General features: G+C 72.9%; 18 protein-coding genes. 13 read left to right on the top strand and 5 right to left on the bottom strand.

Annotated elements, in window-relative coordinates; genetic code table 11:
* Positions 1–437: 437 nt before the first annotated feature.
* On the bottom strand, positions 438–1,859 hold the full coding sequence (hflX, locus tag KIS93_RS48160) for a GTPase HflX (RefSeq protein WP_080041976.1): 1,422 nt from the start codon (positions 1,857–1,859) through the stop codon (positions 438–440).
* A 99-nt stretch (positions 1,860–1,958) separates the two neighbouring features.
* On the bottom strand, positions 1,959–2,654 hold the full coding sequence (locus KIS93_RS48165) for a DUF4097 family beta strand repeat-containing protein (protein WP_080041977.1): 696 nt from the start codon (positions 2,652–2,654) through the stop codon (positions 1,959–1,961).
* Positions 2,655–2,801: 147 nt separating this feature from the next.
* On the opposite strand from KIS93_RS48165, the gene aceB reads away from it, so the two are divergent.
* The 5 genes from aceB to KIS93_RS48190 all read left to right on the top strand — a co-directional run bounded on the left by aceB (position 2,802) and on the right by KIS93_RS48190 (position 8,933).
* Positions 2,802–4,379: a malate synthase A gene (gene aceB, locus KIS93_RS48170; protein WP_080041978.1), complete on the top strand. Its 1,578-nt coding sequence runs from the start codon at positions 2,802–2,804 to the stop codon at positions 4,377–4,379.
* 10 nt (positions 4,380–4,389) lie between these two features.
* On the top strand, positions 4,390–5,826 hold the full coding sequence (locus KIS93_RS48175) for an FAD-linked oxidase C-terminal domain-containing protein (RefSeq protein ID WP_155129906.1): 1,437 nt from the start codon (positions 4,390–4,392) through the stop codon (positions 5,824–5,826).
* Positions 5,823–6,905: an FAD-binding oxidoreductase gene (locus KIS93_RS48180; RefSeq protein WP_246005475.1), complete on the top strand. Its 1,083-nt coding sequence runs from the start codon at positions 5,823–5,825 to the stop codon at positions 6,903–6,905. The genes KIS93_RS48175 and KIS93_RS48180 overlap by 4 nt, the downstream gene beginning before the upstream one ends.
* Positions 6,906–6,993: 88 nt before the next feature.
* The gene (locus KIS93_RS48185) at positions 6,994–8,196 is read left to right on the top strand and encodes a (Fe-S)-binding protein (protein WP_080041981.1); all 1,203 of its coding nucleotides are present in this window, start codon (positions 6,994–6,996) and stop codon (positions 8,194–8,196) included.
* A 2-nt stretch (positions 8,197–8,198) separates the two neighbouring features.
* Positions 8,199–8,933, top strand: a complete 735-nt coding sequence (locus KIS93_RS48190) for an IclR family transcriptional regulator (protein WP_230465497.1) — start codon at positions 8,199–8,201, stop codon at positions 8,931–8,933.
* 14 nt (positions 8,934–8,947) lie between these two features.
* Here the strand turns inward: KIS93_RS48190 and KIS93_RS48195 are convergent, their stop codons facing one another.
* From KIS93_RS48195 to KIS93_RS48200, 3 genes are read right to left on the bottom strand one after another with little or no spacing between them, the layout of a single operon-like run.
* Positions 8,948–9,619: a response regulator gene (locus KIS93_RS48195; protein ID WP_080041982.1), complete on the bottom strand. Its 672-nt coding sequence runs from the start codon at positions 9,617–9,619 to the stop codon at positions 8,948–8,950.
* Positions 9,616–9,822 (bottom strand): sensor histidine kinase, encoded by a 207-nt coding sequence (locus KIS93_RS63915; protein ID WP_222107913.1) that lies wholly within the window; start codon positions 9,820–9,822, stop codon positions 9,616–9,618. The genes KIS93_RS48195 and KIS93_RS63915 overlap by 4 nt, the downstream gene beginning before the upstream one ends.
* Entirely contained in the window at positions 9,819–10,928 is a 1,110-nt protein-coding gene (locus tag KIS93_RS48200; RefSeq protein ID WP_222107914.1) for a sensor histidine kinase, read from the bottom strand. The genes KIS93_RS63915 and KIS93_RS48200 overlap by 4 nt, the downstream gene beginning before the upstream one ends.
* A gap of 172 nt (positions 10,929–11,100) precedes the next feature.
* Here KIS93_RS48200 and KIS93_RS48205 point away from each other — a divergent pair, with 172 nt between their 5' ends.
* From KIS93_RS48205 to KIS93_RS48240, 8 genes are all read left to right on the top strand, one after another.
* Positions 11,101–11,829: an ABC transporter ATP-binding protein gene (locus KIS93_RS48205; protein WP_080041984.1), complete on the top strand. Its 729-nt coding sequence runs from the start codon at positions 11,101–11,103 to the stop codon at positions 11,827–11,829.
* A complete protein-coding gene (locus KIS93_RS48210) occupies positions 11,826–12,902 on the top strand; it encodes an ABC transporter permease subunit (protein WP_080041985.1) in 1,077 nt (358 codons plus the stop codon). Before KIS93_RS48205 ends, KIS93_RS48210 begins: the two co-directional genes overlap by 4 nt.
* Positions 12,903–12,948: 46 nt before the next feature.
* Complete coding sequence (locus tag KIS93_RS48215) at positions 12,949–14,265, top strand: S41 family peptidase (RefSeq protein ID WP_246005476.1); 1,317 nt, start codon at positions 12,949–12,951, stop codon at positions 14,263–14,265.
* A gap of 11 nt (positions 14,266–14,276) precedes the next feature.
* The gene (locus tag KIS93_RS48220; protein WP_080041986.1) at positions 14,277–15,398 is read left to right on the top strand and encodes an alpha/beta hydrolase family protein; all 1,122 of its coding nucleotides are present in this window, start codon (positions 14,277–14,279) and stop codon (positions 15,396–15,398) included.
* A 15-nt stretch (positions 15,399–15,413) separates the two neighbouring features.
* Positions 15,414–16,154, top strand: a complete 741-nt coding sequence (locus KIS93_RS48225) for an IclR family transcriptional regulator (RefSeq protein WP_080041987.1) — start codon at positions 15,414–15,416, stop codon at positions 16,152–16,154.
* A gap of 4 nt (positions 16,155–16,158) precedes the next feature.
* Positions 16,159–16,371 carry a DUF2277 domain-containing protein gene (locus tag KIS93_RS48230; protein ID WP_080041988.1) on the top strand — a complete coding sequence of 71 codons (213 nt, stop codon included), beginning with the start codon at positions 16,159–16,161 and terminating at the stop codon, positions 16,369–16,371.
* A 63-nt stretch (positions 16,372–16,434) separates the two neighbouring features.
* Entirely contained in the window at positions 16,435–18,339 is a 1,905-nt protein-coding gene (locus KIS93_RS48235) for a hypothetical protein (protein WP_080041989.1), read from the top strand.
* A 66-nt stretch (positions 18,340–18,405) separates the two neighbouring features.
* The gene (locus KIS93_RS48240) at positions 18,406–19,209 is read left to right on the top strand and encodes an endonuclease/exonuclease/phosphatase family protein (protein WP_186404854.1); all 804 of its coding nucleotides are present in this window, start codon (positions 18,406–18,408) and stop codon (positions 19,207–19,209) included.
* Positions 19,210–19,306 lie beyond the last annotated feature (97 nt).

Consider the following 19,306-nt stretch of genomic DNA (forward strand, 5'->3'; position numbering starts at 1 on the left):
GCGCACGGCCTGTGCCGCGCCCACTGAGTCCGCTCCGGGTCCGGACGACATGGGGGGTCTCCTGCTCTTCCGCATCGACTTGTGCGGTGACCGTATCGCCGGACTCATGATCCGGCGATTTCAGTTCAGTTACGTTATTTCACATGTTGGGCTGCTGTACAGGGTTATTCGGAAGAAAGACCATTCATCCCAACCATCACGCAGCCCTGTCCTGTCCCCACGGCTCCCGCTGACGACGTAGACACCCTCGTCCATCATCCGAAACCTAGAACCCAAACCCAAAACCAGACCAACGTTAGGTCTGGCCAATCCTAGCAATCCCAGGGTTCGGGGACCACTGCCGCTTTTGGGGGAGTGTGTACGCTTTCCGGGGACGAAGCCCCACGACGAAGTGGCCCGGCCACGACGGCCAGGCCACTCCGTACAGACAGGACGGGCTAGGAGACCCGCTCCACCGGCTTGCCCACCCGCAGCAGCTCCTGCGACAGGCTGGGCAGCACCCGGGCGTGCAGGATCGTCCCGTCCTCCACGTGGTCCACCGAGAGCACCTCGCCCTCCTTGTGGGCCCGCGAGATCAGGTCGCCCCGCTCGTACGGCACCAGCAGGTGCACCTCGTGGTCGAGCCGCGGCAGCCGCTCCTCGATGAGCTGCATCAGGGCGGGGATGCCCGCGCCCGTGCGGGCCGAGACCACGATGCTGTCGCGCTCGCGCCTGGCGATGCGGTCGAGCACCTCCTGGTCGGCCGCGTCGGCCTTGTTGATCACGACGATCTCGGGGATGTCGGAGGCGCCGTCGATGTCGGCGAACACCTCGCGCACGGCCGCGAGCTGCCCCTCGGGGTCGGGGTGCGAGCCGTCGACCACGTGCAGGATCAGGTCGGCGTCGGCGACCTCCTCCAGCGTGGAGCGGAACGCCTCGACGAGCTGGTGCGGCAGGTGCCGGACGAAGCCGACGGTGTCGGCGATCGTGAACAGCCTGCCCTCCGGCGTGCGCGCGCGGCGCACGGTCGGGTCGAGGGTGGCGAACAGCGCGTCCTCGACCAGCACGCCCGCGCCGGTGACGCGGTTGAGCAGGGAGGACTTGCCGGCGTTGGTGTAGCCGGCGATGGCCACGGCGGGCACCTCGCGGCGCTGGCGCCGGTGGCGCATGGTCTCGCGCGAGGTGGACATGCCGCTGATCTGGCGGCGCAGCTTGGACATGCGCTCGCGGATGCGGCGCCGATCCAGCTCGATCTTGGTCTCACCGGGGCCGCGGCCGCCGATGCCGACGCCGCCCGCGGCGCGTCCGCCGACCTGCCGGGACAGGTTGCCACCCCAGCCGCGCAGGCGCGGCAGCAGGTAGGACAGCTGCGCGAGCTCGACCTGGGCCTTGCCCTCGCGGCTCTTGGCGTGCTGGGCGAAGATGTCGAGGATCAGCGCGGTGCGGTCGATGACCTTGACCTTGACGATGTCTTCGAGCTGGCGGAGCTGGCCGGGGGTCAGCTCACCGTCGCAGATCACGGTGTCGGCGCCGCTGGACTCGACGACGTCGCGCAGCTCGAGGGCCTTGCCCGAGCCGATGTACGTGGCCGGATCGGGCTTCTGGCGACGCTGGATGAGCCCGTCGAGCACCTGGGACCCGGCCGTCTCGGCCAGGAGCTTGAGCTCGAGCAGGGAGTTGTCGGCGTCTTCCGCGGTGCCGGAGGTCCAGACGCCGACGAGGACGACCCGTTCGAGCCGCAGCTGCCGGTACTCGACCTCGGAGACATCTTGGAGTTCGGTGGAGAGGCCCGCCACGCGGCGCAGCGCCTGGCGATCCTCGAGGTCCATGTCGCCGGTCTCGAACGCGTCGAGCTCGGAGTATTCGTGCATACGTGTCATCTCTATTAGGGAACGTCTGGACACCTCAGTGTCTTCCCACGATGGTGGCACGACATCCGCGACGCAATCACCTGGTTATCCAGGTGGCTCCACACTCTGTCAAGCGGGCTTGACGGTGATGTCTCCGGAACCCGCGGTGAGCGTGAGCTTGTGGGCCGACGCGGTGTCCTTCTTGACGGTCACCTCGGCGTCGCCGGAGCCCACGTCGGTCTTCACGTCGTAGGCGCCGTCGGGGACGTTGAGCACGATGTCGCCCGATCCGGTCTTCAGCTCGGCGGCGTCGGGCGCGGAGACGTACGTGAGCTCGATGTTGCCCGAGCCGGCGTCGGCGCGCACCTTCTTGCCCCCGAGCCCGGCGGCGTCCAGGTCGCCGGAGCCGACGTGCGCGTCGATCTCGCCGGTGAGGTCCCTGAGGGTGAGGTTGCCGGAGCCGGCGTCGAGGTCGACGGGGAGCCCCTTGGGGATCTCGATCTTGTAGTCAACGCTGCAGCTGCCCCAGTTCGACGGGCAGCCGTAGGTGACGAACAGCGCCTCGCCCTCGACCTTGTGCTCCGGCTTGGGCTTGTTGGAGTCGCCGCGCCAGTGCAGGGTCTCGGTGACGCGTACGGCGGTGCCGTCGGTCTCGGTGATCACGGCCTCGCCCGCGTTGCTCTTGAGCTGGAGCTTGGTGACCTTGTCCGTCACCTGGTACGAGGTCGACTCCTCGTTGGAGGGGCCGGCGATGTCGGAGAGGCCGCACCCCGTCAGCAGTGCGGCGGCGGCGAGCAGCCCGCCCGCGATCGCGATCGTCTTCATGAGGGCATCCTGGCGCCGGATGGGGTGCGCCCGTATCGGGGATCCCCCGGGGGGAACCCCAACCTTTGACCCCCGGACATCAGGGGAGTAATTTCACTTCCACCATCCAGAACTCGTTTTCCGCAGAATGGAAAAGAAAGAGGTCCCATGGAGATCACCGGCCCGATGCTCGACCGGTTCGACGAGATCCTCACGCCGGAGGCGCTCGATTTCGTGGCGGCTCTCCAGCGGGAGTTCGGCGCCAGGCGGCTGGAGCTGCTGGAGGCCCGCCAGGCGCGCCAGGCGGAGCTGTCGGCGGGCGGCATGCTCGACTTCCTGCCCGAGACCAAGGAGATCAGGGAGGGCGACTGGCAGGTCGCTCCCCCGGCGCCCGGCCTGGAGGACCGCCGCGTCGAGATCACCGGCCCCGTCGACAAGAAGATGACCATCAACGCGCTCAACTCGGGCGCCAAGGTGTGGCTGGCGGACTTCGAGGACGCCAACTCGCCGCTGTGGGAGAACTGCGTGGCCGGCCACCTCAACCTGCGTGACGCGCTCGACCGCACGATCGACTTCGAGACCGGCGGCAAGGCGTACGCGCTCAGGCCCGACGCCGAGCTGGCCACCGTCGTGGTGCGCCCGCGCGGCTGGCACCTGGACGAGAAGCACGCCCAGGTCGACGGGCGCCCCGTCTCTGGCTCGCTGTTCGACTTCGGGCTCTACTTCTTCCACTGCGCGCAGCGGCAGATCGACAAGGGCAAGGGCCCGTACTTCTACCTGCCCAAGATCGAGTCGCACCTGGAGGCGCGGCTCTGGAACGACGTGTTCACCCGGGCCCAGCAGTTGCTCGGCATCCCGCACGGCACGATCAGGGCCACGGTGCTCATCGAGACGTACCCGGCGGCGTTCGAGATGGAGGAGATCCTCTACGAGCTGCGCGAGCACTCGGCGGGCCTGAACGCGGGCCGCTGGGACTACCTGTTCAGCGTGATCAAGAAGTTCCGCACGCGGGGCCGCGAGTTCCTGCTGCCCGAGCGGAACGCGGTGACGATGACGGCCCCGTTCATGCGCGCGTACACCGAGCTGCTGGTGCGCACCTGCCACAAGCGGGGCGCGCACGCCATCGGCGGGATGGCGGCGTTCATCCCCTCGCGCCGGGACCCCGAGGTCAACGCCGTGGCGCTGGAGAAGGTGCGGGCGGACAAGACGCGCGAGTCGGGCGACGGGTTCGACGGGTCGTGGGTGGCGCACCCGGACCTGGTGCCGGTCTGCCGCGAGGTGTTCGACGGCGTGCTCGGCTCGCGGCCCAACCAGCTCGACCGGCTGCGCGAGGACGTCAGCGTCTCGGCCGCCGACCTGCTGGCCGTCTCCGAGACGCCGGGCGACATCACCGAGGCGGGGCTGCGCAACAACGTGGACGTGGCGCTGCGTTACCTGGCCGCCTGGATGGGCGGGCTGGGCGCGGTGGCCATCCACAACCTCATGGAGGACGCCGCCACCGCCGAGATCTCCCGCTCGCAGATCTGGCAGTGGATCCACAACGACATCACGCTCGCCGACACCGGCCACCAGGTGACGAAGGAGCTGGTCGAGCGGATCATCACCGAGGAGCTGGCCAAGATCGCCATGGAGCCCGGCTACGACGAGAAGCTGTTCGGCCAGGCGACCGCGCTGTTCAAGGAAGTGGCGCTGGACGACGACTTCGCCGAGTTCCTGACCCTTCCCGCCTACGCGAGAATGCCGTAAATATCTGATGATGGACACGCTGGTAGCGGCTCTGCGCTCGGTTCTGCCCGCCGATTCGGTCATCACCGATCCGGTGCGGCTGCGTACGTACGAGTGCGACGGCCTCACCTACCACCGGGCGACCCCCGGCGTGGTCGTGCTGCCCGGCACGGCCGAGCAGGTCGCCCAGGTGGTACGGCTGTGCAACGAGCACGGCGTGCCGTTCGTGGCCAGGGGCTCGGGCACCGGCCTGTCGGGGGGCGCGCTCCCGCGCGAGGACGGCGTGCTCATCGTCACCTCCAAGATGCGCGCCGTCCTGGAGATCGACCTGGCGAACCGGCGCGCGGTCGTGGAGCCCGGCGTGACGAACCTGGCCATCACCGAGGCCGTCCGCGACCAGGGCTACTACTACGCCCCCGACCCCTCCAGCCAGCAGGTCTGCTCGATCGGCGGCAACGTCGCGGAGAACTCCGGCGGCGCCCACTGCCTGAAGTACGGCTTCACCGTCAACCATGTGGAGGCGTGCGAGATCGTCACCCCGGACGGCGACCTGGTCACGCTCGACCGCATGGATCCGGGCTACGACCTGCTGGGGGCGTTCATCGGCTCGGAGGGCACGCTGGGCATCGCCACCAAGATCACGGTACGGCTGAGCCGCGCGCCGGAGGCGGTGACGACGGTGCTGGCCGCGTTCGAGAGCATCGAGCAGGGTGGTCAGGCCGTCTCGGCGATCATCGGGGCGGGCATCGTGCCGGCCGCGATCGAGATGATGGACGCGCTGGCCATCGAGGCGGCCGAGGCGGCGGTGGCCTGCTCGTACCCGGAGGGCGCGGGCGCGGTGCTGATCGTGGAGCTGGACGGGCCGGCCGCCGAGGTGGAGCTGCAGTTCGCCCGGTTGCGGCAGATCTGCGCGAACGCGTTCGAGCTGCGCGTGGCGGCGGACGCGGCCGAGCGGGCGGCGATCTGGAAGGGCCGCAAGTCGGCGTTCGCGGCCGTCGGGCGGATCAGCCCGGCCTACATCGTGCAGGACGGCGTGGTGCCGCGCACGTCGCTGCCCGCCGTGCTGGCCGCGATCGACCGGCTGTCGGCGGAGCACGGCATCCGGGTGGCCAACGTGTTCCACGCGGGCGACGGCAACCTGCATCCGCTGGTGCTGTTCGACGACGAGGAGCCGGGGGCGGGCGAGCGGGCCGAGGTGGTGTCGGGCGCGATCCTCGACCTGTGCGTCGAGCACGGCGGCTCGATCACGGGCGAGCACGGGGTGGGCGTGGACAAGGCCCGTTACATGCCGAAGATGTTCAGCGCGGACGACCTCGACACGATGCAGCTCGTCCGGTGCGCGTTCGACCCCCGCGGGCTGGCGAACCCGGGCAAGGTGTTCCCCACCCCGCGCCTGTGCGGCGAGGTGCCGGGCGTGCGCAAGGGCGTGCATCCGCTGGTCGAGTCGGGGAAGGCGGAGCAGTTTTGATCGCGGAGGTCGCGGAGGTCACCGTCCGGGACGCGGTCCCGGAGGACGCGGTGAACGGGGTGCTGCCCCGCTGGGTGGCGCTGCCGGAGACGGTCGAGGAGATCGCCGCCGTGCTGCGCGCCTGCGCCGAGCGGGACCTCGCGGTGGTGCCCGCCGGCGGCGGCACGAAGCTGCACTGGGGCCCGCCGCCCGAGCGGTGCGACGTGCTGCTCGACCTGTGCTGCGTGAACGAGATCCTGGAGCACGCCGCCGGTGACCTGGTGGTGCGCGCGCAGGCCGGGGTGACGATGGACGCGCTGGCGGGCACGCTCGCCGCGAAGGGGCAGGAGCTGGCGCTCGACGTGCCCTTCCCGCAGGACGCCACGGTCGGCGGCACGCTGGCCACCGCGCTGCCGGGGCCGCGCTCCTTCCGCTACGGCACCGCCCGCGACCTGCTCATCGGCATCACGGTGGTGCTGCCCGACGGGACGATCGCCCGCTCCGGCGGCAAGGTCGTCAAGAACGTCGCCGGCTACGACCTGGGCAAGCTCTTCACCGGCTCGTACGGCACGCTCGGCGTCATCGCGGAGGCCACCTTCCGCCTGCACCCGCTGCCCGCCGCCCGCCGCTGGGTCGTCACCGAGCTGGACCGTGCCGAGGCGGCCCCGGTCGCGGCGGCGCTGGCGACCTCGCAGGCCGAGCCGAGCGCGGTCGAGGTCGACTGGCCGGACCCCGGCGGGCCGGTCACGCTGGCGGCGCTGGTGGAGGGCGCGGCGGCCGAGGCCAGGGCCGGGGCGCTGCGCGAGCTGGCCGGCGGCTCCGTCACCGAGGAACGGCCGCCCTGGTGGGGGCTGATCGAGCACGACGAGGTGCTGGCCGAGGCGCGGTTCCTGCCGGCGGGCGCCGGGGCGTCCTCGACGCGGTGGCCTCGACCGGGCTGGCCCTGCGCGGCTCGCTGGCCGCCGGCCGGGTGCTGCTGGAGGCGCGGCGCGACATGGCCGAGGACGAGCTGGCCGCCGCCGTCGCGCGGCTGCGCGAACGAGCGCGGGTGCACGTGCTGGCCGCCCCGTACGACGGGCTCGACCGGTGGGGGCAGGTGAGCGGGCTGCCGCTGATGCGGCGGGTCAAGGAACGGTTCGATCCCGGGCGCAGGATGTCTCCCGGACGGTTCGTGGGAGGCATCTGATCGTGGACCCGAAGCTGATCAACGACTGCGTGCACTGCGGGTTCTGCCTGCCGACGTGCCCCACGTACGCGCTGTGGGGCGAGGAGATGGACTCGCCGCGCGGCCGGATCCACCTGATGAAGCAGCACGTCGAGGGCACCCCGATCACGCCCGAGATGGCCGGGCACTTCGACGCCTGCCTCGGCTGCATGGCGTGCGTGACGGCCTGCCCGTCCGGCGTGCGCTACGACCGGCTGATCGAGCAGACGAGGGTCGAGGTGGAGCGGCAGCACGTGCGCGAGCCGCACGACCGGGCCGTGCGCGGCCTCGTGTTCAGCCTGTTCCCCTACCCCAGGCGGCTGCGGCTGCTGCGGCCGACCATGTGGCTGGCCGAGCGGATGGCGCCGTTCCTCACCCGCGCGAACCCGAGCCTGGGCGCCATGGCCACGCTGGCGCCCCGCGTGCGGCACAGGCAGCGGCTGCCGCGCCTGGTCAGGGCCAGGGGCGAGCGCCGCGCCACCGTGGGGATGCTGCTCGGCTGCGTGCAGCGGGAGTTCTTCCCGCAGGTGAACGCGGCCACCGCGCGGGTGCTGGCGCTGGAGGGCTGCGACGTGGTCGTCCCGCCCGAGCAGGGCTGCTGCGGGGCTCTCAGCGTGCACTCCGGGCGCGACGGGCAGGCCAGGCGGCTGGCGAGCCGGACGATCCGGGCGTTCGAGCGGGCCGGGGTCGACACCGTGGTGGTGAACGCGGCCGGCTGCGGCTCCTCCATGAAGGAGTACGGCGAGCTGCTGGGGCACGAGCCGCCGTTCCGCGTCGTGGACCTGTCGGAATACCTGGCCGAGCTGGGCCCCGTCGCCAAGCGGCACCCGCTGCCGCTCACCGTCGCCTACCACGACGCCTGCCACCTGGCCCACGCCCAGGGGGTGCGGGCGCAGCCGCGCGAGCTGCTGAGCGCGATCCCCGAGCTGGAGCTGCGCGAGATCCCCGAGTCGGCCATCTGCTGCGGGTCCGCGGGCACGTACAACCTGCTCCAGCCCGAGGCCGCCCGCGACCTCGGCGACCGCAAGGCCAGGGCGGTCGGCACGACCGGCGCCGAGCTGCTGGTCTCGGCCAACCCGGGGTGCACGATGCAGATCGCCGCCGCCATGCGGCGCGGCGGCAGCGCGATCAGGGTGGCGCACACCGCCGAGGTGCTGGACGCCTCGCTGCGCGGGGTCACGCTGTGAGCGTGCAGAGCGTGGAACGGGCACTCGACGTGCTCGAAGCGCTGGCCGAGCACGGCGGCGAGGCGGGGCTGTCGGAGATCGCCGCGCGCACCGGGCTGCCGTACGGGACCATCCACCGGCTGCTGCAGACCCTGCTCGCCCGCGGGTACGTACGCCAGGAATCCGACCGCCGCTACGCCCTGGGCGGCGGCCTGGTACGGCTGGGCGGCATCGCGGAGAGCATGGTCGGCACGTGGGCGCAGCCGTACCTGACCCGGATGGTCGAGCTGTCCGGCGAGACGGCGAACCTGGCGGTGCTCGAAGGCGACTTCGTCGTCTACGTGGCGCAGGTGCCGTCGCCGCGCAGGCTGCGGATGTTCGCCGAGGTGGGGCGGCGGGTGCTGCCGCACAGCACGGCGGTGGGCAAGGTGCTGCTGGCCGGGCGGCCGGCCGCCGAGGCGGTCGCGGTGTTCGAGCGCACCGGCATGCCGCGCCGCACCCCCAACACGATCACCGACGTCCACGACATGCTGGCCGAGCTGGGCAAGGTCAAGAGCCGCGGCTACGCGATGGACCTGGGCGAGGAGGAGCTGGGCGTGCACTGCCTGGCCGTGCCCGTGTGGGACGGCGAGCGGGTGGTGGCCGCGATGTCGGTGTCGGGTCCGGCCGAGCGCATCGACGCGCTCGACCGCGACGACCTGGCCGAGCGCATGCGCAAGATCGCGCTCGACTTCGGCGGCGAGCTGGGGCCCGGCTGACGTACGTCCCCGGCTCAGTCGGGGCCGCCCGGCGAGACCAGGCCGGTCTCGTAGGCGACCACCACGGCCTGCACCCGGTCGCGCAGCCCCAGCTTGGCCAGGATGCGGGCGACGTGCGTCTTCACCGTGGCCACGCTGAGCGACAGCCGCTCGGCCAGCTCGGCGTTGCTCAGGCCGGTGGCGAGCAGGCGCAGCACGTCCAGCTCGCGCGGCGTCAGCTCGGCCAGGTCGCGGTGCAGGGCGGGCCGCGCGTCGTCGCGGCGGGCGAACCGCTCGACCAGGCGGCGGGTGATGGTGGGCGCGAGCAGGGCGTCGCCGGAGCGCACCAGGCGCACCGCGGCCACCAGGTGCTCGGGGGTGACGTCCTTCAGCAGGAAGCCGCTGGCGCCCGCGGCGAGCGCCGCGTACACGTAGTGGTCGAGGTCGTAGGTGGTCAGGATCAGCACGCGGGTGTCCTCGGCGCCGCTCCCCAGGATCCGCCGGGTGGCTTCGAGGCCGTCCATGTGCGGCATGCGGATGTCCATGAGCACGACGTCCGGCGTCGTACGCCGGACCGCGGCGACGGCCTCCTCCCCGTCGGCGGCCTCGGCCACGACGTCGATGCCGTCGGCGCTGAGAATCATCCGGAACCCCGTGCGGACCAGCGCCTGGTCGTCGGCGAGGACGGCGCGCAACCGCTCGCTCATGCGCCGCTCCCCGGGATGCGGGCCCTGACCCTGAACCCGCCGTCGGCCGTCGGGCCGGCCTCCAGCGTCCCGCCGTAGACGGCCAGGCGCTCGCGCAGCCCCATCAGCCCCCGGCCGCCGCCCGCGCGGGGCCCGGCGGCGGGGACGCCGCCGGTGTCGGTCACCTCGATCTCCAGCGCGTCGCCGTCGCGGCCGATCGTCACGGACGCGGCGGCCCGGCCGCGTGCTTGATCGTGTTGGTGAGGGCTTCCTGGACGACGCGGTAGGCGGCCAGGTCGATCCCGGGCGGCAGCGGCCCGAGAGGCGGTGCCGTGACGCGTACCGGCACGCCGGCGGCGCGGACCCGCTCCACCAGGGCGTCGAGCCGGTCGAGCCCCGGCTGCGGTTCGAGCCCGTCGGACGGGCCGTCGATCCGCTCGCCGCCGGGGCCGGCGAGCAGGCCCATGACGTGGCGCAGCTCGGCCATCGCGGCCCGGCCGCCGGACTCGATCGCGAGCAGGGCCTGTTTCGACTGCTCCGGCTCCGCGTCCATCACCTTGCGGGCCGCGCCCGCCTGGATCACCATCACGCTCACATTGTGGGTCACCACGTCGTGCAGCTCGGCGGCGATGCGGGAGCGCTCCTCCGCGACCGCCCTGCGCATGGCGTCCTCCTGCTCCTGCCGCAGCTCGGCCAGGCGCCGCCGGCCGGCGGCCAGCCGCCGCCGCCAGGAGCGGACGAGGCCGCCGGCCACCGCGACGCCCAGCAGGACGAGGATCGGCAGCACCCAGCCCGGCAGCGTGGGCGCGACGTCCCCGAACCCGGCGCCCGCGAGCCCGGCCCCGAGCACGAGACCGGCCATCACCAGGAGCCGGTTGCGGCTGTGGACGACGGCCGTGTACGCGGCGATCGCGCAGGCCAGCACGGACACCCAAGTCGCCGCCTCGTGGGTGGCCCGCGCCGCCACCAGCACCACCCAGAACGCGGTCAAGGGATATAAGCGCCGCACCGCCAGCGGCAGCGTCGTCAGCGCCACGAGGAACGCGGACGGCTCCCGGGACGAAACGGGCGGGAGAGGCGGAAGGGGCGGGAAGCGCGGGACGGGCTGGACCGGTCCGGGCAGGGAGAGCCGCGCCGACAGGGTGACCGCGACGACCGTGAGGACGACGGCGATCACCACGTCGGCGGCGAGCGCCACGCGGGACGGCCGCTCCGGCGGCGAGTGGTCCTCGTTCAGCCGGCGGTACAGGTCGAGCACCCGCCGCCGCCACGGCCGTCGTTCCCTGGTCTCCACCGGCTCATTGTCACGCCCGCCCCGATCGTCGCGCATCGGCCGTGATGGCGAGGACGTGACGGTCTGGGGGCGTACATCGCAGGGATGACCCGGCGGCCCGTCGTTCCCGCGCCGTACCCGAATTCGCTTCGGCGGCCGACGCGCGCCGGAGGGGGCGGTGCCTAGGTTCCTTGCACCGACCACCCCTTTTCCGTCAGGAGGACACGGAGTGACCACTGTCTTGCGGGCCCAGGCCCTGGGCAAAAGGTACGGCCGGCGCTGGGCGCTGCGCGAGTGCACCGTCGACGTCCCCGCCGGCCACGTCGTGGGGCTGGTGGGCCCCAACGGGGCCGGCAAGACCACGCTGCTGAAGCTCGCCGCCGGCCGGCTCCGGCCGACGACCGGCGACGTCACCGTGCTCGGCGGCCGGCCAGGGAGCACGCCCGCGCAGCTCGCCAGGGTCGGGTTCGTGGCGCAGGAGACGCCCCTGTACGCGGGCCTGACCGTGGCCGAGCACCTGCGGCTCGGCGCCCGCCTCAACCCCCGCTGGGACGACGGCCTGGCCCGCGCACGCGTCGCCCGCCTCGGGCTCGACCCCGGCCGCCGCGCGGGCCGGCTGTCGGGCGGCCAGCGCGCCCAGCTCGCCCTGACCCTCGGCCTGGCCAAGCGGCCCGATCTGCTGATCCTGGACGAGCCGGTGGCCGCGCTCGACCCGCTGGCCCGCCGGGACTTCGCGCGCGGGCTGGCGCAGGCCGCCGCCGAGCACGAGCTGAGCGTCGTGCTGTCCTCGCACGTGGTCTCCGACCTGGAGAAGGTCTGCGACTACCTGATCGTGCTCGCCGGCTCGCGGGTGCGGCTCGCGGGGCGTACGGAGGAGCTGCTGGCCGCCCACCGGCGGCCCGGCGGGCGGCTCAGCCTGGAGGACCTCGTGCTGACCTACCTGGAGGCCCGGCCATGATCTGGCTGACCTGGCGGCAACTGCGCGGCACGGCGCTGACGACGGCCGCCGCCCTCCTCGTCCTCATCGCCGTGCTGGCCCTGACCGGCCCGGAGCTGGCGTCCCGCTACTCCGCCGGGATCGCCGGCTGCGCCCCGGCCGGGACCTGCGACGACTTCTTCGACCGCTTCTTCGACGAGCACCAGCTCCCGTTCCTGGCCCTCACCCTCGTCGTGCTGCTCCTGCCGGCGCTGGTGGGGCTCTTCTGGGGAGCGCCGCTGATCGCCCGCGAGCTGGAGTCGGGCACCCACCTGCTGGTGTGGAGCCAGAGCGTCACCAGGACCCGGTGGCTGGCGGTCAAGCTCGGGCTCACCGGCCTGGCGGCCATGGCCGCCGCCGGCGCGTGCGGTCTCGCGGTGACCTGGTGGTCCGGCCCGCTGGACAGGTCGGCGGTGCCGGAGCTGGCCCAGATGTCCCCTCTGGTGTTCGGGGCGCGGGGCGTCGCGCCGATGGGGTACGCGGCCTTCGCCTTCGTCCTCGGCGTGACCGCGGGCATGCTGGTGCGCCGCACCCTGCCCGCCATGGCGCTCACGTTAGCCGTCTTCGCCGCGTTCCAGCTCGCCGTGCCGTTCCTGGTCCGGCCCCACCTGATGCCGCCGGTGAGCGCGGCCTTCGAGCTCGGCCCGGCGAACGTGGACAGCGTCCACGTGTCGGGGCCGGGCGGCGGGCCCGTGCAGCTCTTCCTCAGCACGTCGGCCGTGCCCGGGCACGCGGGCGCGTGGGTCCTGTCCAGCGAGCTCCTCGACCCCGCCGGGCGGACGACCTCCGGCGGCGGGGGCGGCGGGCCGTCGTCGACGGTCGAGCGGTTCGTCCCGGTCTCCACCACGTCGGGCCCCTGCGCGCCGTCCCTGGGACGCATGAGCACCGACGCGTGCCTGGCCGAGATCAGCCGGCTCGGCTACCGGCAGCAGGCGACCTACCAGCCCCTGGAGCGCTTCTGGCCGGTGCAGTGGATCGAGACCGGGATCTACGCCGTGCTGAGCCTGGCCCTGGCGGGCTGGTGCTTCCGGCGGATCAGGCGAGGCTGGGCATGACCGGCGCCAGGATCGCGGCCGCCGGGCTCGTCTTCCTCCTGGCGGCGTGCACGGCTCCGGCCCCGCCGCGCGAGCAGGCGGGCACGGCGGCGCCCGCGGTGTGCGCGCCGCCCCAGGGAGCCCCCGGGCGGAGACGCCCACCACGATCGACGTCGTGGAGCAGGCGTACTTCTGCGTCCTCTCTCACCACCACCGCGGCGCCACCATGGACGCCCGGGTGCTGCTGACCGCCGGGTTCGCCGCTCTGACGCGGGAGCTCGGCCGCGAGGGACGCGACCTGCCGGACGCCGTCATGCCGGCGCTGACCGGCGACAGGAAGGCCGACTGGGCCGCGTTCGAGAGCGTCTACCGCAGGCTCGCCGGCCAGCGCGACGAATTGGCCGTGGTCACTCTTGAAGCCATGGTGGCCGCGCTCGGCGACGCCACGTGGACGCACGGCGTCCGGCAGCACCCCGACGCCTACGACGGCGACGGCTACGGCCTGGGCCTGGAGACCAACGCCGGCAGCTCGCCGAGCCGCGCCCTGCCGCCGCTGTTCGTCACCGCCGTGCGGGGCGGCGCGGCGCGGGCCGCCGGGCTGCGGCCCGGTGACGTCATCGAGTCGGTCAACGGCTCGGCGCCCTTCATCGACGGGACGACCGTCGCCCCAGCGATCGCCGCCCTGCGGCCCCAGTACCCGGAGGCACGCCCGGTGCGGCTGCGGCTGCTGCGGCAGAGCACCGGCCGCCGCTGGACCGTGACCCTCCGACCGGGCCTCTACCGGCAGGAACTGGCCGACCTCCAGGTGGTGCGGTCGAAGCTGCTGGACGGCGATCGCGCCTACGTGCGGCTGACCTGGTTCGCCGGCGACTCGGCGGAGCGGATCCTGCGGGCGATCGCCAGGCTGCGCAAGGCGCGGACGCTCGCCGGGATCGTGCTGGACCTGCGCGGCAACGGCGGCGGCAGCCTCACCGAAGCGACCCGGCTGCTGAGCGCGTTCGCCCACGGGAAGGTCACCGGATACCTGTGCGCGGGGGACGACCGCTGCGCGGCCCTGCCCACCGACGACACCGTGCGGCTGGTGGGCCTGCCGCTGACGGTGCTCGTCGACCGGGGGTGCGCGTCGGCGTGCGAGCACTTCGGCGCCGCCGTCAAGGACCTGCGGCTCGGCACGCTGGTCGGCGGCAGGACGGCGGGGGTGGTCTCCGGGCCCGCGGAGTCGTACCTGCTGGGTGACAACACCGTGCTGAGCCTGCCCGACCGCTACCACCTCGGGGCGGGCGGCGAGGTGATCGACGGGATCGGCGTGCCGCCCGACCGGTACGCACCGCTGACCCCGGCCGACGCGGCCGCCGGGCGGGACCCGGCCCTGGCCCCCGAGTGAACGGACCCCTCATGAGACTGATCGTGGCCGTCGTGGCCCTGCTCGCCGCGACCGCCTGCACCGCGCCCGCCGCGCCCAGGGCCGCCGGGTCCGCCACGCCGGCCGGGCCCGCCGTCCTGCCCGCGCCCACCGGCCCCCACCGGGTCGGCACCACCGTCCTGCACCTGAAGGACGCCTCCCGCCCGGATCCCTGGAACCTCGACGCCAAGGTCCGGGAGCTGAAGGTGACCCTCTGGTACCCGACCGGGCAGCGGGACGGGCCGCCGGCGCCGTACATGACGGCCGAGGAGTCCGAGCTGCTCATGAGAGGCAGCAGGATCGCGAGCGCGCCGTACGACACGCTGAGCAGGACGCGGACGAACGCCGTCGCGGACGCCGAGCCCGCCGGGCGGAAGCTTCCCCTGGTGGTGCTCTCGCCCGGGTTCACCAAGCCGGTCAGCACCCTCACCTCACTGGCCGAGGACCTGGCCAGCCGGGGGTACGTCGTCGCCGGGATCGACCACCCGTACGAGAGCTACGCCACGACCCTGGAAGACGGCACCATCGCCGAGTGCCTGGCCTGCGACAGCAACTCCGATCCCGGCTTCGGCGCGGGGCTGGTGCGCAGCCGGGCGGCCGACGTCTCGTTCGTGCTCGACGAGCTGCCGGCGAAGTGGGACGGATCCGGCCGGATCGACCAGTCACGCATCGCGATGGCCGGGCAGTCCATCGGCGGGTCCAGCGCCCTGGCGACCATGATCGAGGACTCCCGGGTGCGGGCCGGGATCGACATGGACGGCACCGCCTACGCCCGCATCCCGCCGGGCGGGTTCTCCCGGCCGTTCATGTTCCTGGGGTCGGCGGAGCACGTCGCCTCCCCCACGTGGGAGCGCGACTGGAAGCTGCTCACCGGCTGGAAGCGCTGGATCGTGCTGTCGGGCGCGGAGCACCAGTCCTTCACCGACACGCCGCTGCTGTCGGACGCCCTCGGCATCCGGTCGGCCTCCGGCGTCCTGCCCGCCCAGCGTGCCGCGGAGCTGACCCGTACCTACGTGGCGGCCTTCCTCGACCTGCACCTCAAGGCGCAGCGGCGGCCCGTCCTGGACGGGCCGGCACCGGGCTTTCCGGAGGCCAGGTTCTGTCCCTGCTCCTGAGTATCCTGTTGCGCTATGAGCAACAGCGCGTCGGTTCAGTCCGTCGATCGGGCCATCGCGATCCTGGAGATCCTGGCCCGCGACGGCGCCACCCGGGTGACGGACCTGGCCGCCGAGCTCGCCGTGCACAAGTCCACGGCGTTCCGGCTGCTGGCGGCCCTGGAGCAGGGCGGGCTGGTGGAGCAGAGCGGCGACCGCGGGCGCTACCGGCTCGGGTTCGGCGTCGTCCGGCTGGCCGGGGCCGCCACCGCGCAGCTCGACCTGTCCCGCGAGAGCCGTCCCGTGTGCCTGCGGCTGGCGGAGGAGATCGGCGAGACCGTCAACATCGCAGTGGGGCGCGGCGGCGACGCGGTCAACGTCAGCCAGGTGCGCGGCCCGGCCGCGATCAGCGGGCACAACTGGGTCGGGCAGCGCACGCCCGCCCACGCCACCTCCAGCGGCAAGGTGCTGCTGGCGTTCGGCGTGCTGCGGCTCGGCCCCGAGCTGGAGCGTTACACGCCGCACACCATCACCACGCCGCACGAGCTGCGCCTCGACGAGATCAGGGAGCGCGGCTGGGCCGCCACGGTCGAGGAGCTGGAGGTGGGGCTGAACGCGGTGGCGGCGCCGATCAGGGGCGCCGACGGGTCGGTGGTGGCCGCCGTCAGCGCCTCCGGGCCCTCCTACCGGCTGACGCCCGACCGGCTGGCGGACGTGGGTGCCGTGCTGGTGGCGGGCGCGCGGGAGATAAGCCAGCGCATCGGATATTACGGTTAGGGCCATGTGTAGAAGCATCAAGACCCTGCGCCCGCCGTACACCGAGAGCGTGACCGAGGAGGACGTGCGGGCCGCGGCCCTGCAGTACGTCAGGAAGATCTCCGGCTTCCGCGCGCCGGCCGCGCACAACGCCGAGGCGTTCGACCGGGCCGTCGAGGCGATCACCAGGGCGTCGGAGGAGCTGCTGGGAGCGCTCGAAGTTCGCGGGAGTCGTTGACAGGGCCTGCCCGCCGGAGAAGTCTCCCCGGTGTAACCCCCAGCGATCCCCCAGGGAGCTGCCATGATCAGCGGGTTGTACCAGGGACAGGACGGCGACTCCAGGCTGGCGCTGCGCGTCGACGTCGACGGGGCCAGGCCGATGGGGCGGGTCAGCGGCGACCTGTTCACCGTCGCGGGGGCGACCACGTCCTACGTCGGCTCGTTCGTGGTCAGCGCTCCCGACGTTCGGGAGGGGCGGATCCAGGGGCGCGGGGAGTTCACGTTCGCCACGCCGGTCCGTGACGTGCGCGTCGACCTCGAGGGGCAGGCGGGCACGGCGGTCGTCGCGGGGCGCACCTACGAGGTGTCGTTCGTCTCGCCGTACTTCCGCAGCGTGCTGCTGGAGCAGGACTCCGTGGTCGGAGCGGTGCCGTTCGTGTCCTACCGGACGGGCTCGCTGCCCGGGCCGACCGGCTCGCCCGCCAGGGAGCTGAGCGTCGTGTCCGCGTACGCGGAGGCCGGCATCGAGCTGACCCTGGCCGAGCCGGGCGTCATCCCCGTGGAGGGATCCGGCGCGGACCTGGCGTGGGACGACGCCGAGCTGCACCACGCGATGACGCGGCACTTCAGCGCGTTCGAGGACGCGGTCGCCTGGCGGGTGTGGCTGCTGGTGGCCAGCAAGCACGTGGGCGGCTACCGGGGCATCATGTTCGACTACAACGACGCGCACCAGCGGCAGGGGTCCGCGGTGTTCTACGACGCGATCAAGGGTGACACGCCGCAGGCGCAGCGGGCGCAGTTACGGACGTACGTGCACGAGCTCGGCCACGCCTTCAACCTGCTCCACTCCTGGCAGAAGAACCTGGCCACCCCGCCGCAGCCGCTCGGCCCCGACGGCGGCTTCGGCGACCTGTCCTGGATGAACTATGTGCAGAACTACCGCCCCGGCGGCGAGCAGGGCTACTGGGCCGCCTTCCCCTTCCAGTTCACGGACGCCGAACTGGTGCACCTGCGCCACGGCTTCTACCGCGACGTCGCCATGGGCGCGAACGCCTTCGGCACCGGCGCCGCCGACATCGCCCCCTTCGAGCAGCCGGTCGAGGACCATTCGGGGCTGCGGCTGGAGCTGCGCGCCAAGGACGCGTACGAGCTGGGCGAGCCCGTCGTCGTGGAGCTGAAGCTGTCGTACGCGGGCCAGCCGCGCACCACGCACGGCCACCTGCACCCCGACACGGAGTTCACCCAGGTCTCGATCACCCAGCCGAGCGGCAAGACCGTGCTCTACCGGCCGATGATGCGGCACTGCGTGGACACCTCACCCGAGATCCGCCTCGACGAGGGCAATCCGGCCATGTACCGCAGCGCGTACATCGGGCACGGCCGCGACGGCCACTACTTCCAGCTTCCCGGCGAGTACCAGGTGCGCGCCCAGTACATCGCCGCCGACGGCTCCCGCATCGTCTCCCCCGCCTGCCCGGTCCGGGTGCGCTTCCCCGTCACGCACGACGACCACCAGGTGGCCGAGCTGATGCTGGGCGAGGACCAGGGCAAGCTGTTCTCGCTGCTCGGCTCCGACTCGCCCTTCCTGCGCTCCGGCAACGAGGCCCTGGACGAGGTCATCGACCGCTACGACCACCACCCGCTGGCCGTCTACGCCCGCCTGGTGAAGGGGCTCAACGCCGAGCGCGAGTTCAAGGAGCTGACGCCGGGCAACCGGCTGCGCATCCGCCCGCCCGACCTCAAGCAGGGCATCGAGCACCTGACGGCCGTCGCCCGCGACGCGAGCATCGACAACATCACCCTCAACCTGGCGATGCGCCGCCTGGCCAGGGCGGAGGCGCGGCAGGGCGACCTGGCGCGGGCGAACGCGGTGATGGACAAGATGGTCGCCACTTTCGAGGCCAAGGGGGTCAATCCCATCGTCATGGGGCAGATCCGGCGGCAGGCGGAGCTGACGAAGTCGGCCCTGAGCGCCGAGGTGTCGTAAGGCGGGGCTGACGCGAGCCGGCGGGTGCCGCGAGGCGGCACGGGCGGCCTCGCTAGATTCTTCCCCGTGCGCATCATCTCTCTCAACGCGTGGGGCGGCGCGATGTTCGACGAGCTCGCCCGCTGGCTCGACACCTGTGACGCCGACGTCCTCTGCCTCCAGGAGGTGACGCGCACGCCCACGGCGAGCGGCTGGACCCGGTTCGACGACGCTGAGCGTTCACTGCCGCAGCGGGCCGACCTCCTCGGCGACGTGCGGGCGCTGCTGCCCCGCCACCACGACCTGTTCGCGGTCAGCGACTCCGGTCCCGTCCAGGATCGCGAAGGCCGCGCGCACCGCCAGGACTTCGGGCTCGCGACCTTCGTCGCCGACGCGCTGCCCGTCGTCGGCCTGCGCTCGGCGTTCGTGCACGGCGCCTACGCCGAGCACGACGGTGAGTGGCCGAGCGACGGGCGGCCGCGCGCCGCGCTGGCCGTCCGCGTGTTCGACCGGGCGGCGCGGCGGTTCGTCACCGTCGTCAACCTGCACGGCCTGCGGGACGCGAGCGGCAAGGCCGACACCCCGGCCCGCCGCGCCCAGGCCGAGCGGCTGGCCGGGCTGGTCACCAGTGTGCGCGAGGCCGGCGACCTGGCCGTGGTGTGCGGCGACTTCAACGTGCTGCCCGGCAGCGAGACGTTCGGGATCCTCGCCGGGGCCGGGCTGACGGACCTCGTCGGCGACGCCGACACCAGGACCTCCCGCTATCCCAAGCCGGTGCGGCACGCGAGCTACCTGCTCGTCTCCGACCCCGCCGCCGTCAAGCACTTCGAGATCATGACGGCGCCCGAGGTGTCCGACCACCGCGCCCTGCTGCTCGACCTGCGCAGCTGACCGTCGACGCGGGAGACCGGCACCATGCCCTGCTGCTCGACCTGCGCGGCTAGCCTCCGACGCGGGAGACCGGCACCCGCGCCTGCTGTTCGACCTG

The sequence above is a fragment of the [Actinomadura] parvosata subsp. kistnae genome (genome assembly GCF_900323885.1).
Lineage (GTDB): Bacteria > Actinomycetota > Actinomycetes > Streptosporangiales > Streptosporangiaceae > Nonomuraea > Nonomuraea composti.

What these genes read in the sequence shown, in the direction of transcription:
- KIS93_RS48195 (WP_080041982.1), bottom strand. Translation starts at nt 9,619, where the DNA reads ATGAGCGAGCGGTTGCGCGCCGTCCTCGCCGACGACCAGGCGCTGGTC.
- KIS93_RS48220 (WP_080041986.1), top strand. Translation starts at nt 14,277, where the DNA reads ATGAGACTGATCGTGGCCGTCGTGGCCCTGCTCGCCGCGACCGCCTGC.
- aceB (WP_080041978.1), top strand. Translation starts at nt 2,802, where the DNA reads ATGGAGATCACCGGCCCGATGCTCGACCGGTTCGACGAGATCCTCACG.
- KIS93_RS48175 (WP_155129906.1), top strand. Translation starts at nt 4,390, where the DNA reads ATGGACACGCTGGTAGCGGCTCTGCGCTCGGTTCTGCCCGCCGATTCG.
- KIS93_RS48210 (WP_080041985.1), top strand. Translation starts at nt 11,826, where the DNA reads ATGATCTGGCTGACCTGGCGGCAACTGCGCGGCACGGCGCTGACGACG.
- KIS93_RS48235 (WP_080041989.1), top strand. Translation starts at nt 16,435, where the DNA reads ATGATCAGCGGGTTGTACCAGGGACAGGACGGCGACTCCAGGCTGGCG.
- KIS93_RS48200 (WP_222107914.1), bottom strand. Translation starts at nt 10,928, where the DNA reads ATGCGCGACGATCGGGGCGGGCGTGACAATGAGCCGGTGGAGACCAGG.
- KIS93_RS48225 (WP_080041987.1), top strand. Translation starts at nt 15,414, where the DNA reads ATGAGCAACAGCGCGTCGGTTCAGTCCGTCGATCGGGCCATCGCGATC.
- KIS93_RS48230 (WP_080041988.1), top strand. Translation starts at nt 16,159, where the DNA reads ATGTGTAGAAGCATCAAGACCCTGCGCCCGCCGTACACCGAGAGCGTG.
- KIS93_RS48165 (WP_080041977.1), bottom strand. Translation starts at nt 2,654, where the DNA reads ATGAAGACGATCGCGATCGCGGGCGGGCTGCTCGCCGCCGCCGCACTG.
- hflX (WP_080041976.1), bottom strand. Translation starts at nt 1,859, where the DNA reads ATGACACGTATGCACGAATACTCCGAGCTCGACGCGTTCGAGACCGGC.